Origin of the sequence: Synechococcus sp. JA-2-3B'a(2-13) (assembly GCF_000013225.1) — a bacterium.
Lineage (GTDB): Bacteria > Cyanobacteriota > Cyanobacteriia > Thermostichales > Thermostichaceae > Thermostichus.
Genome location: NC_007776.1, coordinates 1349455 through 1366362, shown reverse-complemented (window position 1 = coordinate 1366362; position 16908 = coordinate 1349455). Strand labels below are relative to the sequence as shown.

11 protein-coding genes are annotated in these 16908 nt (G+C 54.4%); 10 read left to right on the top strand and 1 reads right to left on the bottom strand.

Annotation, left to right across the window (positions count from 1 at the left end; all coding sequences use genetic code 11):
- Nucleotides 1-9 precede the first annotated feature (9 nt).
- From CYB_RS06195 to CYB_RS06180, 4 genes are all read left to right on the top strand, one after another.
- Nucleotides 10-549: a hypothetical protein gene (locus tag CYB_RS06195; protein ID WP_041436409.1), complete on the top strand. Its 540-nt coding sequence runs from the start codon at nucleotides 10-12 to the stop codon at nucleotides 547-549.
- Nucleotides 550-775: 226 nt separating this feature from the next.
- Nucleotides 776-1630, top strand: a complete 855-nt coding sequence (locus CYB_RS06190; RefSeq protein ID WP_011432926.1) for a PD-(D/E)XK nuclease family protein — start codon at nucleotides 776-778, stop codon at nucleotides 1628-1630.
- Between the two features lie 248 nt (nucleotides 1631-1878).
- Complete coding sequence (locus CYB_RS06185) at nucleotides 1879-3009, top strand: ABC transporter ATP-binding protein (RefSeq protein ID WP_238376942.1); 1131 nt, start codon at nucleotides 1879-1881, stop codon at nucleotides 3007-3009.
- Entirely contained in the window at nucleotides 3003-3953 is a 951-nt protein-coding gene (locus tag CYB_RS06180; protein ID WP_011432924.1) for an ABC transporter permease, read from the top strand. Before CYB_RS06185 ends, CYB_RS06180 begins: the two co-directional genes overlap by 7 nt.
- Here the strand turns inward: CYB_RS06180 and CYB_RS06175 are convergent.
- Complete coding sequence (locus CYB_RS06175) at nucleotides 3936-4955, bottom strand: aromatic ring-hydroxylating oxygenase subunit alpha (protein WP_011432923.1); 1020 nt, start codon at nucleotides 4953-4955, stop codon at nucleotides 3936-3938. The two genes, CYB_RS06180 and CYB_RS06175, sit on opposite strands and share 18 nt — an antisense overlap.
- A gap of 203 nt (nucleotides 4956-5158) precedes the next feature.
- On the opposite strand from CYB_RS06175, the gene crtH reads away from it, so the two are divergent.
- The 6 genes from crtH to CYB_RS06145 all read left to right on the top strand — a co-directional run bounded on the left by crtH (nucleotide 5159) and on the right by CYB_RS06145 (nucleotide 16876).
- Nucleotides 5159-6715, top strand: a complete 1557-nt coding sequence (gene crtH / locus CYB_RS06170) for a carotenoid isomerase (RefSeq protein ID WP_011432922.1) — start codon at nucleotides 5159-5161, stop codon at nucleotides 6713-6715.
- A 300-nt stretch (nucleotides 6716-7015) separates the two neighbouring features.
- Nucleotides 7016-8233 carry an RNA-guided endonuclease InsQ/TnpB family protein gene (locus CYB_RS06165; RefSeq protein WP_011432921.1) on the top strand — a complete coding sequence of 406 codons (1218 nt, stop codon included), beginning with the start codon at nucleotides 7016-7018 and terminating at the stop codon, nucleotides 8231-8233.
- A 92-nt stretch (nucleotides 8234-8325) separates the two neighbouring features.
- A complete protein-coding gene (locus CYB_RS06160; protein ID WP_238376941.1) occupies nucleotides 8326-9234 on the top strand; it encodes an FkbM family methyltransferase in 909 nt (302 codons plus the stop codon).
- Nucleotides 9235-9249: 15 nt separating this feature from the next.
- Nucleotides 9250-11301 carry a glycosyltransferase family protein gene (locus tag CYB_RS06155; protein ID WP_011432919.1) on the top strand — a complete coding sequence of 684 codons (2052 nt, stop codon included), beginning with the start codon at nucleotides 9250-9252 and terminating at the stop codon, nucleotides 11299-11301.
- A gap of 4 nt (nucleotides 11302-11305) precedes the next feature.
- On the top strand, nucleotides 11306-14059 hold the full coding sequence (locus CYB_RS06150) for a TylF/MycF/NovP-related O-methyltransferase (RefSeq protein WP_011432918.1): 2754 nt from the start codon (nucleotides 11306-11308) through the stop codon (nucleotides 14057-14059).
- 81 nt (nucleotides 14060-14140) lie between these two features.
- Nucleotides 14141-16876: a TylF/MycF/NovP-related O-methyltransferase gene (locus tag CYB_RS06145; protein ID WP_011432917.1), complete on the top strand. Its 2736-nt coding sequence runs from the start codon at nucleotides 14141-14143 to the stop codon at nucleotides 16874-16876.
- Nucleotides 16877-16908 lie beyond the last annotated feature (32 nt).

Here is a 16908-nt window from a genome sequence, read left to right as displayed (position 1 = left end):
TTGCCGACGATGACCTTCCCCATCTCTCCCTTAATTCGCTGCGCTGTGCAGGCTCTGTACTGGGGACTGGTTCTGCCCCTACCCATCCTGCTGGCTCGGCAACAGGCAACACCTCTTGAGCTGGGATCCCTTTGGATTGCTCTGCTGCTGGGATGGGGGGTAGTCCTGGGATCCCTGAGCCAGCAGATTCAGTTGGACGAAGAGGGCATGCAGGCCACCTACCCCAGTTGGGTGCCGCCTTTTGTGCGGCAGGAGTGGCAGATCCGGTGGGCCGATATCGAGCGCATTGAGCCCCGCTCCACCAGCCAGGGTGGTATGGTGTATTACTTGGTCAGCCGAGGGGGGGATCGCGTACTTTTGCCGATGCGGGTAGCTGGGTTCAAGCGCCTGTTGGCTGAGATTCGACGGCACGCTCAACTGGAGATTGGCGGGCTGCGCCCCTACGTTCAGCCTTGGATGTACGGCCTTCTTGGATGTTTTGCTCTGCTTCTGTTGCTCTGGGATGGGATGGTCGCCATCTGGGTCTGGGCAAGTTCGGTGGGAACCTAGCGCAACCACAGACGGTTCCGGGTCTAGCCATCCCGACAGGGATCCCAGCTCCAGCGGGCGGTTGCAGTCCAGATCCCGCCCACGCCCTTCTGCGCAAGCGTTGCGGAGCAGCAGGATGGAAATTTGGAGCAGGTTGGAAATGAGCTCCTCCGCTGGGGCGGTGGGGGTATCCTGAGAGCAGTGGAACTTAGCCCCCTCTTGCCAGCTCTTCCCCTTCGCGACAGCGGTGCGGAGCACTTTGTCTGGGATCCCTGCTGCCCCTTCTCTGGAGAGGTTGAGTCTTGAGCAGGTCAACCTCTCCGCCTCTTCGCTGGCCCTGCTGGACCATTGCCCCCGCCTGTTTCGCTATGTATACCTGGAGCGGTTGATCTGGCCCGCTGCCAGTGTTTTTGAGCACGAGCTGGAGCAGAGGCGCGGACGGCAGTTTCACCGTTTGGTGGAGTGGCACAGCCGCGGGCGGCAGGTGGAGCCGCGTTTGTCTGCCCTGGATGAAGTGGTGCAGCAGTGGTGGCAGGTGTTCTTGGCCAGCTCCCATGCCCATCCCCAGGGACGGGTGTTGGCGGAGTTGCCCCTGTGGCAACGGATTGAGGGCTTTAAGTTGATAGCCCGTTTGGATCGGCTGGTGATTATCCCCGGATCCCTGCACATCCTGGACTGGAAAACTGAGCGTCAACGTCCTCGCGATGCACAGTTGGCCCAAGACTGGCAGGTGCGCCTTTACCCTCTGCTGCTCTGCGAGGTGGCCCAGCAGCTGCCCCTGGAAGGCCCTTTTGAGCCGGAGCAGGTGCAACTGACCTTTTGGTATGTGCAACATCCGCAGCAGCCCTTCCACCGGTATTACAGCGCCGCCGCCTATGAGCAAGACCTGGCCCACCTAAGAGCCACTCTGAACCACCTGCGGCAACTGGAGGCGCAAGACTTTCCCATGACCCCCCACACTGAGCGCTGCAACAGTTGTCTGTTTCGCTCCCGCTGCCATGGGCTGCTACCGGAAGGGATCCCCTCTCAAGACCTCACGGATTGGGTCTGGCCAATGCAGGAGCCCGCGACACCTGCGGATCCCATCGCCGATACTTATTGAGGGCCGGGGCAGGAGCTGTTTTGGCAGGAGCTGTTTTGGCAGCAACCCATGCATACCCTATTATGGGGCCATTCGCGATAGCGAGACGGAGTCCTTTGTTCCCAACGTTTCCCATCTGGAAAGGCTACGGCCAGGGATCCCCGTTTGCAGGGCTGAGCGTGGAACTGGTGCCCCTGGTGTGGAGGATAACTGCAATTTTCTCGGAGACTTGCATACTGGGTTAGATGGTTTTATCAGCGCTGTCAACTGTGATCGCGAGTGTCATCTCCAGTACTTCCACCGTCCGGGATCCCGACTGGGATGTAGAAGTGGCGGGCCTCTACAAGCGTTTTGGCGATTTTGTGGCCCTCAATGGCATTGAGCTGAACATCCGGCGGGGGGAATTTTTCGGCCTGCTGGGCCCTTCCGGCTGCGGCAAGACCACCCTGCTGCGCATCCTGGCCGGCCTGGAGATGGCCGATGCTGGGGAAGTGGTGATTCGAGGTCGCCCGGTGGGCCACCTGCCCGCCCACAAGCGCAACGTCAACACGGTGTTTCAGAGCTATGCCCTTTTCCCTTTTATGACGGTGGAGGACAACATCGCCTTCGGCCTGCGCATGCGGGGTGTGCGGGGAGAAGCTCTGCGCAAGCGGGTAGCGGCTGCTATGGAATTGGTGGAGATTGCAGCTCTGGCCAAGCGGAAGCCCCATGAGCTGTCGGGGGGACAGCAGCAGCGGGTGGCCTTGGCTCGGGCTTTGGTGAACGAGCCGGAAGTGCTCTTGTTGGATGAGCCGCTGTCGGCGTTGGATGCCAAGTTGCGCAAGCAGCTTCAGGTGCAGTTGTGCGAGTTGCAGCGCCGCCTGGGCATGACCTTTATTTTCGTTACCCACGACCAAGAAGAGGCTTTGGTGACCAGCGACCGGGTGGCGGTGATGCGGGCGGGGCGCATTGAGCAAGTGGGCCTTATCGATGAGGTGTACGAGCGCCCGGCGACGGCCTTCGTAGCCGACTTTTTAGGGGCCAGCAACCTGATCGAGGGGATCGCCTGTGGGACGGACTGTGTGGATACGCCCTTGGGAAAGCTGAAGGTCTTGGGGATCCCGGCCAGCTCGGAACCGGTGCAATTGGCCATTCGCCCGGAAAAGATCCAGCTCTCTCGCAGCGGCTGGGATCTGCTGCCCAACCAGGTGCCGGTGCGGGTGGAAAACCTCATCTACACTGGGGCTGAGAACCAATACCTGTTGCGGACAAACCAAGGTCAGCAGCTCAAGGCCACGGCCCTCAACACCGATATTGAGGATGCAGGGTTTGAGATCGGCGCAGCGCTGGTGGCCCACCTACCCCCGAAAAGCCTAATCCGTTTGCGACCGGATCCCCGTCAGGAGGAGACTGGATGTTGAAGCTGCCATCTCCTGTGGGCAAGTGGATCCCTGGCCAAGCCCAGGTGCGATTTGGGGAGCTGCTCACCCCTTGGCAGGAGCTGGGACGCAGCCTGATTTTTGCTGGGCCAGGGGTGCTGTGGGTGATGTTTTTTCTGGTGCTGCCGGGGCTGTTGCTGTTGGTGTGCAGCTTTCTCAGCCGCGGGGAGTTTGGCCAGATTCAACTGCCCCTGACCCTGGAGAACTATCTGCGCATTCTCGGCTTTGGCCCCTTGGGATGGACGCCCATCTACTGGCAGATCTTGGGCCGCAGCCTGCTGGTGGCGGGGGTGACCACCTTTTTTTGCGTGCTGCTGGCCTACCCATTGGCTTTCTTCATTGCCGCCCACCCACCCCGACAACGGGATCTGTTGCTCACCTTGGTGGTGGTGCCCTTTTGGACGAACCTGGTGATCCGCACCTACGCCTGGATGGTGGTGCTGGCCCCGGAAGGGTGGCCGGCTCGCTTGGCGGCCTGGCTGGGCTGGATCCCACCGCAAACGGCTCTGTATCCCAGTTGGCTGGCGGTTTATCTGGGCATGGTCTACACGTTTTTGCCCTACATGGTCTTGCCCCTGTACACGGCGGTGGAGCGCATCGATTGGCGGCTGGCGGAAGCGGCACGGGATCTCTATGCCAAGGGTTGGCAGGTCTTTTGGTGGGTGCTTCTGCCCCAGACCTTGCCTGGACTGGCGGCGGGCCTCATTCTGGTGGGGATCCCGGCTTTCGGCATGTTCGTAGTGCCGGATTTGTTGGGGGGCAGCAAAACGCTGTTGATCGGGAATGTGATTCAGTTGCAGTTTGGCTCCAGCCTGGACTATCCTTTCGGGGCGGCCCTCAGCTTTTTGGTTACCGGCCTCACCCTGGGGTTGATCTACGCCTACAGCCGGTATGTTGGCACCCGCAGCCTAGAACATCTGGTTTGAGGAGCTGCTGTGGGCCTTGAGCAAAGCCGCCAGTTGCTTGCGCATCAGGATCCCGGGCTTATCGGTGAGCATGTGCTGCTCGGCGCTGAGGGTGAGGGGCACGTCGGGATCCGTGGTCTCCAAAATGGCTTTGTCTTCCAGGGTCACGGCCCGGTCAAAGCGGATAACCTCGGCGGCTGGGGTATCGGCTTCGGTGTCGTTGCGCAAACAAAACTGCACCACTTGGGAGGCTCGGTCGTTGATGGGGGTGGGGATGTTGACGATGACATGGCTGCGGCCATTGGGGTAGCGGATGTGAAGGTGGTTGGTGAAGGGCAAATGCCAGGTTGAAGTGGTGGTGCGCTCGGTTTTGGCGGCAGCAATGCCCAGGTTTTTTTGTTGCAGCTCTGGGTTGGCTACACCGAGCACTGTGCGGGTGCGGATCCCGTAGTCCAGCTCCTCGACCTCGAAGTGGCTGGGTACCAAGTCTTCCATACTGCCAAAGGTGTTCTGGTGTACAAAGCTGATGTGGGCGGCGTCGAACTCGTTCTCGCAGATGCGCAAACTGGCACATTCCCAGCGTTCGTAGAACTCGTGGATGAGCCGGTAACTGGGATCCTCAGCTTCTGGGATGACCGGGATCCCCCGTAGAGGCTGGGGATGCAAGCACACCCAAGCATAGCCATAGCGGGCCTGGCAGAGATAGGCGGGAATGCGGTAGCTCTCTGGGATGCGGGCCTGATCCGGCAGTTGCGGCACTTTGACACAGGCTCCCGTGCCATCGAACTCCCACCCATGGTAGGGGCAGCGGATATGGCCATCACAGACGATTCCCTTGGACAATTGGGCCGACCGATGACAGCAGCGATCTGCAACTGCCTGGGGCTGTCCGGCTTTGTCCAGCCAAAGGACGATCCTCTCTCCCAGCAGCTCAAAAGGTTGCGGGGATCCCTGCTCCAATCGGCTGAGGGGCATCACCGGGTACCAAAAGCGCCGAAAGACAGGATGCTGGGTCACCAACATGGCAAAACCATCTTTATCGTATGGCCGGATTCTGTATAGCAAATTCGTGAATTCGGTTCCGTAGCCCGCGCCACAATCTCTATTTGGGGATCTTGCAGATCTGGGCAAACTCATTCCCAGGGGAGCTCAACTCATGGGGAAACCCTAGAACCTCTGGTACGGTAAAGATACTGATCTTGCGTTTGAGTTTCCAGAGGGATCCCTTGACCTCAACTTTGCCTTCTCAGACCCTCTTGCAGGCTCTGTACACCCCTTCCCCTGCTTGGGATGCCATCGTCATCGGTGCTGGGATCGGGGGATTGGTCGCGGCCAGCCAGTTGGCTGCCAAAGGATACCGTGTGCTGGTGCTGGAAAAATACCTCATTCCAGGGGGCAGTGCCGGCTACTTTGAGCGTCCGGATCCCTTAGGCAACGGGATCTACCGCTTTGACGTGGGCGCTTCCATGATCTTTGGATTGGGCACCCAAGGCACCACTAACTTGCTGACACGGGCTTTGGCAGCGGTGGGCCAGTCCATAGACTCTATCCCCGATCCGGTGCAGATTGCCTACCACCTGCCCAAGGGGCTGAATCCCCGAGTACACCGGGATTACGAGCAGTTTTTGCAGGAGCTATCCGGCTACTTTCCCCAGGAAGCCGCCGGCATTCGCCGGTTCTACGACAGCCTGTGGCCCATCTTCAACAGCCTCAACGCCATGGAGCTGCTCTCGTTGGAGGAGTGGGGCTATCTATTTCGTTCTTTTGTGGGCAATCCCCTCGGCTGCCTGACCTTGGCGCGCTATTTGCCGGTGAATGTGGGCCAGGTGGCGCGGCGCTGTCTGCGGGATCCGGATTTGCTGCGCTTTGTGGATATGGAGTGCTACTGCTGGTCGGTGGTGCCGGCGGATCGCACGCCCATCATCAATGCCGGGATGGTGTTTTGTGACCGACACTACGGCGGTGTCAACTATCCCAAAGGGGGGGTGGGGCAGATCGCCCAAAAGCTGGCCCAGGGACTAGAGGCCCATGGCGGGCAGATCCGCTACAAAGCACCCGTGCGGCGGATCCTGGAAGAAAGAGGTCGGGCGGTGGGCGTAGAGCTGGCCAGCGGGGAAAAGCTCTTTGCCCGCACGATCATCTCCAATGCCACCCGCTGGGACACCTTTGAGCGCCTATGGCCGGGATCCCTGCCCAGGGCGGAGCGGCAGTGGCAAAAACGCTACCAGCAATCCCCTAGCTTTTTAAGCTTGCACCTGGGGGTGCGGGCCGAGGCCCTGGCCGGCGAACGCTATTGTCACCACATTCTCCTGGAAGACTGGGATCAGATGGAGGCTGAGCAGGGCACCCTTTTTGTCTCCATCCCCACCCTGTTGGATCCCGACCTGGCTCCCCCGGGCCGCCACATTGTTCATGCCTTTACCCCCAGTTGGATATCCACCTGGCAAGGGTTAAGCCCAAGCCAGTACCAGACCCAGAAACAGCAAGCCGCCGACCGCCTCATCCGCCGCCTGGAGGCCCTTTGGCCCCAACTGGGATCCCACATTGAACTGAAGGAGATAGGCACCCCCCGCACCCACCGCCGCTTTTTGAGCCGCAGCAACGGCACCTATGGGCCTATCCCCAGCCGGGATCCCTGGGGCTTGCTGGGCATGCCCTTCAATCGCACCGCCATCCCCAACCTGTATTGTGTGGGGGATAGCACCTTCCCCGGCCAAGGGCTCAATGCCGTTGCCTTCTCCGGCTTTGCCTGCGCCCACCGAGTGGCAGCGGATTTGGTTTAGGTTGCCCTTATCCTTGCTACTCCCTTCTCCCTCTGGGAGAGGGGCAGGGGATGAGGGTTGAGCGGCGCAGAGGGTTTGGGAGGCAGTTGATGGTCAATTCAAACAACAATGAGACGCTAGCCAGTAAGATAGCGTCCGTTCCCGAAAGCAGGCTGTAGGCCTTTGAATCAGGACATTGTCCAGAATCAACACAGATGTCCTCTTCAAACTCGGTATTCAGCTAGAAATCGCAGGAGCCCCGCACTGTACCCGTAGGGTCACTGCCGGGAGGAATGCGCTTTGATGAAGTACAATGAACTTATGAGCCAAGTCCTGACCATATCCTGCAAGCTCAAGGTGTCCCCGTCGCAAGCCGCCAAATTGGACGCGACTTTGGAGGCTTTTGGCCAAGCCTTGAATTGGGTCAACCAGAACACGCCGGAGAAGATCGTCAACGCGGTCAAGCTGCAATCCCTTTGCTACTACGAGATTCGAGCCCGGTTTGGCTTGTCCAGTAACTTGGCAAGGACTACGTCCCGCTTACGCGACCAACAGGTGTGCAGACGGGTAGCGGGTTCCCGCAAAGTGGCTAAGCAGAAAAAGCGTCCCGTCAAGGAGTTTGAGAGCGGCTTTGTTACCTACGACGCTCGCATCTTTTCGTTCCGTCAAAAAGACTGGACGGTGTCGCTGACCACGGTGGAAGGGAGAGAACGCTTTGAACTGGCCATTGGCAACTACCAGCGTGGGATGCTGGCTGGTTCCAACCCCAAATCTGCCACCCTGGTCAAGCGCAAAGATGGCTCCTACTACATCCAGATTTGCGTAGAGAAAAAACCACCCAAGCAACAAGATACCGACAAGGTGATCGGGGTGGATTTGGGAAGGATAGATATCGCTCATACCTCAGAGGGGAAGAACTGGAATGGACAGCAGTTAAACAAGGTACGAGACCACTACTCCCGGTTGAGGGCGGTACTCCAACGCAAAGCCAGTAAGGGCACACGCAGTTCGCGGCGCAGATGCCGTCAACTGCTGCAACGGCTGTCTGGCAAGGAGAGGCGCTTTCAGGCGTGGGTCAATCATCGAATCTCCAAAGCTATTGTCTCTAGGGCAAAGACCACAAACAGCGCTATTGCCCTGGAAGACCTGACAGGGATCCGGGAAAGGGTCAATCAACAGCCGCGCAACAAGGCCGAACGGCGCAGAACCAACAGTTGGGCGTTCTACCAGCTACGCCAGTTTCTGGAATACAAGGCGAGAGTTGCAGGGGTTTCTCTGGTTCTTGTGCCGCCTGCCTACACGTCGCAGACCTGTCACAAGTGTTTACACATCCATCCCGATCCTGCGCAATCCTACCGCAGTGGTAAGTCGTTCAAGTGTGGGCACTGTGGATGGGAAGGAGATGCGGACTTGAATGGTGCAAACGTAATTGCGCTCTTGGGGGCTGCCGTAAACCAGCCTAGAGGTTCGGGCCTGTTTTGTTCTCTGGTAGAGCAGAGCAGGCTCAGGGCTACTGAAAGCCCGCTCCGTACCGCTTAGCGGTCGGAGCCGGGTAGTTTACTATCTCTCCAGCCACCCCTCAAATCCTTATTGGCTATAGTTGCGGCTGTCCGGAAGTGATAGCAGCAGACTTGCTGGACCTGCCGCGGCTGGAGCTGTATGTGGAAGAGGAGTTTGGGGATCCCTGTGCCCTGCTGCAGCAGAAGGGAGTGCCCGAGCGAATTCACGAGGTGAGAGGGGAGCCAGCCAGTTGGCCTAGTTTTGATGCTGTGGTGTGCACAGCTGAGGACTTGCAGCGGCTGGGGCGGCCTGTGAGGGCTAACTTTGCTTTTGTCTTGGCAGAGGACCACCAACTTCTTTTGGCCAATGCCAGTAAGTTAATGGAAGCAGTGTTGACTGGCTTTGACTTTGGCAAACTCAGGTTTTCGGTAAAGCTCTACCCAGACACCGTTTTTTACGAGAGGACGTATCTTAACTTTCCTGTGTTTCTGTCTAGCCAGGTGCAGACGGTTATCGACATCGGAGCTGGGGTAGGCCTTGGTAGCGTTTGTTTTCGGGGTTTCTGCCCTGAGGCGGCCATTCATTGTTTTGAGGTGGATCCCCTAGCTCTACACCTGCTGCAGCAGAATGCTCTTGGCCTGGGCAACTGCTTTGTGCATCCAGTGGGGCTGGCGGGGCAGAATAGCTGCAGAACTTGTCGGCTCTGGCCGGAGGATCCTCAGGCCGAGTGGGGAGTGGAGCAGGTGCTCCCTTTCCGGGAAGCCAGGGCAGCCCTCAAGGAGTTGGGTTTGGAGCCCATCGATGTGCTCAGGGTGGCTACAGGCGGGAATGAGGTGGAGGTGTTGACCAGCCTGCAAGAGCAGCTCGAAGACATCAAGGTGATTTACGTGGAGTTTACTTCTGAGCAAGACCGCAAGCAGATTGACCAGATGTTGGATCCTACCCATCTCCTCTGGCAGGAGGAAGTTTCTCAGGGTAACTACGGGTGCTTATGTTATCTGAATAGATGCATATTCTACGAAAGCAGTGGTAATCTTTAGGAAGCTCTGAGACTGATGAATCCTCGAGTTCTACTAGTTTGGATGACTCCACCTGATTATGTCCCACCTCTCACTCTTTCAGAGCGTCAAGTAACTCTATGTCCGAAAGGAAAGGTTAGAAGACAGATATTCGATTTTTTTAGTGTTCCAAAAAGCTTAGTTGAGTGTCCTGACAAAGACTTTGACCTCTATGAATTTGTCCAGTATTCAGATCAAGTCGAAGACAAAGAATTTGACTTGGTGATTGTCTGGACATCGAGTGTTGATCTGACTAGTCCTTTCAACACGAAAAAATTTGGCTGCCCAACTGTCTTGCTAGCCGGAGATACGCATCATCATGTGCTCCCTATCACCCACCTTCTAACTTACTGGGCCACTGAAGCCTTTGATTATATTGCCACCGCCTATGACCGACAGCACCTCCACTGGTTCGCAGCAGCAGGAGTTCAAAGGCTAGCTTGGCTGCCTTTCATTTCCGCTTGTCTCACCAGCTCCAGTTGGATAGAAAAGAAAGAAATTAGAGTTGCGTTTGTGGGTAACCTTAATTTTAACTCTTATCATTACAGACGTCTTAAGTTGATCATGTCCTTGAAAAAACTGGGTCTACCTCTACTTATAAAGACTCGAGTCCACAATCCTCAACTAATATTTGGTGGCTCGTTAATCTCTTTCAACTGCAGCCAAAATGGGGATCTGAACTTAAGGAACTTGGAAGTGATTTCTGCAGGGGGCTTTCTGCTCACTGACCAGCTCTCCTTCGCCTCAGGATTGGACGAACTTTTGGCGCCCGGCACCTACTGCGACACCTACAACTCCGAAGCCGAACTCCTGGAAAAAGTTCGCTACTACCTAGACCATCCCCAAGAAGCCATTCAAATTGCCCGCCGCGCTTACCACACCTTTGATGAAAAGTGGCATCCCCGCCACCGCATTCAGAACCTGCTGGACTGGGTGTTTGGGGGAGAGCTGCCGGAGCCCTTTCGTTACTCGCCCCGCTCTGATGTGCGCTACTTTGTCAGCACGGCCAGCTCTGCCTGGATAGACACACGACTAGGAATCTACGAGCCCATTCAAGAGCTGCATCGCGTGCAGGAGCGACTGAGGGTATTTGTTGGCCGAGGCTGTCCTGGGGTGATAGCCGCGGACTTGCTGGACTTGCCGCGGCTGGAGCTGTACGTGGAAGAGGGGTTTGGGGATCCCTGTGCCCTGCTGCAGCAGAAGGGAGTGCCCGAGCGAATTCACGAGGTGAGAGGAGAGCCAGCCAGTTGGCCCAGCTTTGATGCTGTGGTGTGCACAGCTGAGGACTTGCAGCGGCTGGGGCGGTCTGTGAGGGCTAACTTTGCTTTTGTCTTGGCAGAGGACCACCAACTTCTTTTGGCCAATGCCAGTAAGTTAATGGAAGCAGTGTTGACTGGCTTTGACTTTGGCAAACTCAGGTTTTCGGTAAAGCTCTACCCAGACACCGTTTTTTACGAGAGGACGTATCTTAACTTTCCTGTGTTTCTGTCTAGCCAGGTGCAGACGGTTATCGACATCGGAGCTGGGGTAGGCCTTGGTAGCGTTTGTTTTCGGGGTTTCTGCCCTGAGGCGGCCATTCATTGTTTTGAGGTGGATCCCTTGGCCTTGCACCTGCTGCAGCAGAATGCTCTTGGCCTGGGCAACTGCTTTGTGCATCCAGTGGGGCTGGCGGGGCAGGATAGTTGCAGAACTTGTCGGCTCTGGCCGGAGGATCCTCAGGCCGAGTGGGGAGTGGAGCAGGTGCTCCCTTTCCGGGAAGCCAGGGCAGCCCTCAAGGAGTTGGGTTTGGAGCCCATCGATGTGCTCAGGGTGGCTACAGGTGGAGAGGAGGTGGAGGTGTTGACCAGCCTGCAAGAGCAGCTCAAAGACATCAAGGTGATTTACGTGGAGTTTACTTCTGAGCAAGACCGCAAGCAGATTGACCAGATGTTGGACCCTACCCATCTCCTCTGGCAGGGAGAAATTGTAGCAGGCCAAAGAGGAGTCCTTTGCTATCTAAGCAGGGCTTGCTTTGTCGACAACAATTCAAGCCTTGGAGGAGAGACTTAAGGTTATGAACTCAACCATTATCGTTACGGCTGCTGACAGCAAGTTTTTTGAATTGGTTCAGGGGACCATTCTCTCCATCCGAGAAAAACCTCAGGGGCACTCTGTAGATATTGGATTCTTGGATGTAGGCTGTACACCGGAGCAGTTGCAATGGATAGGTCAGTACGTTGACCACATTGTTGAGCCAGATTGGGACTATGATATTCCCGACATTGATAGACAACCCAAGTATCTCAAGGCACTAGTTTGTAGGCCTTTCCTTCCTGAATACTTTCCAGGCTATGAAGTTTATATTTGGATTGATGCAGATGCTTGGGTGCAAGACTGGTCTGCAATTGAGCTTCTTACCCTGGGAGCAAGATACAAAAACCTTGCAGTTGTTCCTGAGTTGCTAAATACTCTCTTCGATCCCTATCCATTTTCGCATCAAGCTTTTCACCTCTCGGGATACATCAGGTGCTTTGGACATGTATATGACTTTGGACATGTATATAACCACCTATACATAAGACCAATTCTAAATGCTGGTGTATTCTCTGGAAGTAATTCCGGTATTCACTGGGTAGCATGGAAAAACAGACTGAGCCAAGCTATCTCTATGAGCCTCGATCTACTCTCACCTCCAGATCAGTATTCTCTAAACGTGGCTATTCATAATGACTTAGGGATAGATAACGTTCAAATTTTACCATTGTTTTGTAACTGGACAGTTCATAGTAAACTACCTCTATGGGATCCAAAAAGAAAGCTCTGGGTTGAGCCTTGGAAGCCTTACATCCCTTTAGGGATTCTACACATTACCTATAAAGCTAAGGATAGAAAAACTCATGTAGCTCATACTACCGATGGCTTCAAAGTTGAAGCCAGTCTTTGGTATCCTAGAAGCCATTCTTCTCCAATCAGAAGGTATGACTATGTATCAGCTAATCAAAAGAAAATATATCTCGACTACAGCTTCCCTCTAATGACTGCTATCGATCCAGGGCCTCAGCCCTGGCCTTATCTACGGAAAGAAGTTCCTCACCTTTGGACTGCGGATTTGCGTCAACCTACTATCGGCTTTGTTAGTCGAGACGAGGCTCATATTCTGTACAATACTGCCCTTAAGCTACAAGGAAAAAACGCCCTAGAGATCGGCTGTTGGCTAGGTTGGTCAACTGCGCACCTGGCGGCAGGAGGAGTTATTCTCGATGTGGTAGATCCTGCTCTGGCCGATCCCCAGATTTATGGAAGTGCGGATCAATCTCTTCGCTCGGCTGGAGTTCGCTCTAATGTCAATCTCTACCCTGGCTACAGCCCAGGGAAGGTGGAGGAGATTGCCCAGCAAGAGGATCGTCGCTGGTCTCTGATTTTCATCGATGGGAATCATGACTCACCAGCCCCCTTGCAGGATGCTCAAGTGGCAGAGCGCTATGCTGCTGAGGATGCCTTGATTCTGTTTCATGATCTAGCCTCGCCGGATGTGGCTGAAGGTTTGAATTACTTGAGAGACAGGGGCTGGAACACGATGATTTACCAGACCATGCAAATTATGGGAGTGGCCTGGCGAGGCAATGTCAAGCCCGTTGAGCATATTCCAGACCCTGCTGTGAATTGGACATTGCCAGAGCACCTCAAGGACTATCCGGTCTGTAACCTTGAGTTGTCTAGGGTGCTAGAGAAAGTTAAATCTTTTACCTTGCTGGGCTTTGAGCGTCTTTGGAGCCTTTATTCACTGGCTAAGCAGGTTTGTGAAGAAGACATTCCTGGGAACTTTGTAGAATGTGGTGTTTGCAGGGGTGGAAGCTCGGCTTTGCTGGCCTGGGTGATCAAGAACTACAGCCGTCGACCTCGCAAGCTATATGCTTTCGATACCTTCTCAGGTATGCCTGATCCAACAGAGGTGGATCGAGATTATCGAGGAGTTGCTGCCAACGATACGGGTTGTGGATCCGGTGCTTTAGCGGCACCCATTTCGGAGAACTTAGAGGTGATTGCCAGGGAACTAGGGGTCTGGGATCTCATTGTTCCTGTGCCAGGGCTTTTTGCTGACACCTTGCCTGTTTATCGAGAGCAGGTGAGCGAGATTGCCTTGCTGCATGCAGATGCAGACTGGTATCAGTCGACGATGGATATTTTCCGTCATCTCTACCATCAAGTTAACCCCAGGGGGTTTATCCAAGTTGATGACTACCACGACTGGCAAGAATGTGCAAAGGCTGTTCATGACTTCGAGCAGGAACTTGGAGTCTTCTTCCGGCTACACAGTGTAGCTGAGCCATATGGCTGGAAGCCAGATAGCGCAGAGGTGCAGGGTTGGCCTAGTGCTGTATGGCTAAGTCCCTCTGAGAACTGGCTGGTAATTACAGATGGTTCGATACAAACCTTCAAACCAGAAGGGATCCGTCTAAGCAAGATTAACGTGGGTCTTTTCCCCTACTGGGAGATGGAGACAGAGCAGCTTGTGCAAGAGTTGGAGGTTCTGTTGGAGTCAATTCTACGTAGCCCCAACCCAGAAGACTATGCCCTGATCTTCCTGGGAGACCCGGATCCGCAAGTGGCTAATCGAACCCTGGAGATAGCTGCGGGCAACGTAGTCCTCAAGCTCATGGAAGTAGGGCTGGAGCTAGGCAGAGAGCCATTCTCTTCTGTAGTGGCTGGGTTGAACCCCCATCAATGGGAGAGGCTGATTCCCCAACTGAACTATCGCTATCCTCTGAAGCACGAGCGCTTTCCTCAAGGCCTGCGGCTGGCTGTCCAGAGGTTGCCTGTGTTATAGGCACCTACTTTCTGCCTGGGGGCATGCCCTTGTTTTTTCTTCCTGATGGCTAAGATTGTTGTTGGAGGAAAATTAGGAGCTATGAACTCAACTATCATCGTTACAGGTGCTGACAGCAAGTTTTTTGAGTTAGTTCAGGGGACTATTCTCTCTATACGAGAGAAGCCGCAGGGAAGCTCTGTAGATATTGCGTTTCTCGATGTGGGTTGTACACCCGAGCAGCTAAAGTGGATAAGTCAGCATGTTGATTATATCGTTGAGCCAGGGTGGACTTATGACATTCCTGATATTGATAGGCAGCCCGGCTATCTTAAGGCGCAGTTGTGTAGACCTTTCATTGCTGATTACTTTCCAGGCTATGAAGTTTACATCTGGCTTGATGCAGATACCTGGGTACAAGATTGGTCTGCAATCGAGCTTTTTATCCTAGGAGCTAGGCACAAAGGCTTTGCAATCGCTATTGAGCCGTTAAATACTCTCTTTACTCCTTCGGTTTCTCTTCACGTAAGTTTTCTTTTTGCAAAATACTGGGACTACTTCCATCTCACGGACTGCACTCCAGAGCATAGCAACCTGCACCTGATGCCAGTCCTAAACACCGGTGCAATCTCTGGACGCAGTGACTCTTTCGTTTGGTCAAGATGGAAGTATAGACTAGGTCAATGTATTTCAAATCTATCTCGCGTTTTTAGAGGCCTTGATAAGCCTTACTACGGAGAGCAGCACGCTCTAAATGCGACGATCTATAGGGATTGTGGAATAGATATTGTTGAACTACTGCCTTCACACTGTCATTGGGCTTGCCACCAAAAACTGCCTCTATGGGATCCACAAAGGAAGCTCTGGGTAGATTGTTTTCCACCCCACAATCCAATAGGGATCATGCATCTTGCAGGTGATGCTAAGCTAGCACCAACTCACATTGCACTTACAACTGAGGGCTTTAAGGTTGAAGTCAGCCTTCGGTATCCAGGCCCAGTAGCTAACCCAGCTAGGAGGTACGACTACGTAGCGGCTAGCCTCAGAAGAATACATCTTGACCATAGCTTTCCTTTAATGATTGCGGCCGAGCCAAGCTCTCACCCCTGGCCTTATCTACGGAAAGAAGTTCCACATCTTTGGTACGCAGATCAACGCAAGCCTGGTATTGGCTTTGTCAGTCGAGATGAAGCCCACATTCTTTATAACACTGCCCTTAAGCTACAAGGAAAAAACGCTTTGGAGATTGGGTGTTGGTTAGGTTGGTCAACTGCGCACCTGGCGGCAGGAGGAGTTATTCTCGATGTGGTAGATCCTGCTCTGGCCGATCCCCAGATTTATGGAAGTGTGGATCAATCTCTTCGCTCGGCTGGAGTTCGCTCTAATGTCAATCTCTACCCTGGCTACAGCCCAGGGAAGGTGGAGGAGATTGCCCAGCAAGAGGATTGTCGCTGGTCTCTGATTTTCATCGATGGGAATCATGACTCACCAGCCCCCTTGCAGGATGCTCAAGTGGCAGAGCGCTATGCTGCTGAGGATGCCTTGATTCTGTTTCATAATCTAGCCTCGCCGGATGTGGCTGAAGGTTTGAATTACTTGAGAGACAGGGGCTGGAACACGATGATTTACCAGACCATGCAAATTATGGGAGTGGCCTGGCGAGGCAATGTCAAGCCCGTTGAGCATATTCCAGACCCTGCTGTGAATTGGACATTGCCAGAGCACCTCAAGGACTATCCGGTCTGTAACCTTGAGTTGTCTAGGGTGCTAGAGAAAGTTAAATTTTTTACCTTGCTGGGCTTTGAGCGTCTTTGGAGCCTTTATTCACTGGCTAAGCAGGTTTGTGAAGAAGACATTCCTGGGAACTTTGTAGAATGTGGTGTTTGCAGGGGTGGAAGCTCAGCTTTGCTGGCCTGGGTGATTAAGAACTACAGCCGTCGACCTCGCAAGCTATATGCTTTCGATACCTTCTCAGGTATGCCTGATCCAACAGAGGTGGATCGAGATTATCGAGGAGTTGCTGCCAACGATACGGGTTGTGGATCCGGTGCTTTAGCGGCACCCATTTCGGAGAACTTAGAGGTGATTGCCAGGGAACTAGGGGTCTGGGATCTCATTGTTCCTGTGCCAGGGCTTTTTGCTGACACCTTGCCTGTTTATCGAGAGCAGGTGAGCGAGATTGCCTTGCTGCATGCAGATGCAGACTGGTATCAGTCGACGATGGATATTTTCCGTCATCTCTACCATCAAGTTAACCCCAGGGGGTTTATCCAAGTTGATGACTACCACGACTGGCAAGGATGTTGCAAAGCTGTTCATGACTTCGAGCAGGAAATCAGAGCCTTTTTTCAGCTCCATAGTGTCGATTACTCAGGAGTTTGGCTGAGTCCTTCAGAAAACCTGGTAGTGATGAGAGATAGCCTAACAGAAACCTCCAAACCACAAGGGATCCGCCTGAGCAAGATCAACGTGGGCCTTTTCCCCTACTGGGAAATGGAGACAGAGCAGCTTATCCAAGAACTGGAGGGCTTGCTGGAGCCAATTCTGCGCAGTCCTCAGCCAGAAGACTATGCTCTGATCTTCCTAGGGGATCCGGATCCGCAACTGGCCAATCAAACTCTGGAGATAGCTGCAGGCAACATAGCTCTCAGGCTCATGGAAGAGGGGTTAGAGCTCAGTAGAGAGCCGTTCTGTTCAGTGGTAGCTGGCTTGAACCCCTATCAATGGGAGAGACTTATTCCCCAACTCAACTATCGCTATCTCTTGAAGCGGGAGCGCTTTCCCAAGGGATTACGGCCTGCTATTCAAAAGCTACCTGTGTTGCTGTTGGCCTCCTAGGGATCCATCTGTTGTCTTGAGTTACTTGGCTG

Coding starts and splice junctions, on each gene's coding strand:
- CYB_RS06165 (WP_011432921.1), top strand. CDS start 7,016: ATGAGCCAAGTCCTGACCATATCCTGCAAGCTCAAGGTGTCCCCGTCG.
- CYB_RS06145 (WP_011432917.1), top strand. CDS start 14,141: ATGAACTCAACTATCATCGTTACAGGTGCTGACAGCAAGTTTTTTGAG.
- CYB_RS06150 (WP_011432918.1), top strand. CDS start 11,306: ATGAACTCAACCATTATCGTTACGGCTGCTGACAGCAAGTTTTTTGAA.
- CYB_RS06155 (WP_011432919.1), top strand. CDS start 9,250: ATGAATCCTCGAGTTCTACTAGTTTGGATGACTCCACCTGATTATGTC.
- CYB_RS06175 (WP_011432923.1), bottom strand. CDS start 4,955: ATGTTGGTGACCCAGCATCCTGTCTTTCGGCGCTTTTGGTACCCGGTG.
- CYB_RS06180 (WP_011432924.1), top strand. CDS start 3,003: ATGTTGAAGCTGCCATCTCCTGTGGGCAAGTGGATCCCTGGCCAAGCC.
- CYB_RS06195 (WP_041436409.1), top strand. CDS start 10: ATGACCTTCCCCATCTCTCCCTTAATTCGCTGCGCTGTGCAGGCTCTG.